Below are 411 nucleotides of genomic sequence, written 5' to 3'. Positions count from 1 at the left end.
TCGAGCGTATCGCTGACGTTAGTTATGGCTTCAGCCGGATTGACTGCGAGGTTCTCGAAGTCACCACCGGTGGTGTCGGTGATGGTGGCTTTGACCTGGCCGGCGTCTTTGTAAACGTCATCCGCCGGGGCTGGAACAGAGACCGTGCCAGAGGTCTGGCCGGCCGCGATATTGATGGTCGCGCCGTTGCTCAGAGTCACGGTCATCGCCGTGCCGGCTGGATTGCTCAAGGTCGCGGTGTAGACGATCTGACCGCCTTCAGCGACATCGCCGGTGGCACTCAGCACCAGGTTGGTGGTCGCCTGAGTAGCCGGGCTGTCGGTGACCGTGGTGGTTGGAGTACCTGCGGTATCCAGCTTCTCGTAATTACCGCCGTCGACCTTGGTAATGCTGTTGGTCAGCGGTGCGTTA

The 411-nt window shown here is 60.6% G+C and carries 1 protein-coding gene; it reads right to left on the bottom strand.

What is annotated here, in order from left to right:
- Positions 1 to 411: immunoglobulin-like domain-containing protein (locus JNA92_RS25625; RefSeq protein ID WP_241807221.1), on the bottom strand; the 411-nt coding region annotated here is incomplete at both ends.

The sequence above is a fragment of the Pseudomonas putida genome (assembly GCF_022627325.1).
Lineage (GTDB): Bacteria > Pseudomonadota > Gammaproteobacteria > Pseudomonadales > Pseudomonadaceae > Aquipseudomonas > Aquipseudomonas putida_X.
The sequence above is the reverse complement of the archived record's forward strand: the minus strand, read 5'-3'. Positions and strand labels throughout refer to the sequence as shown.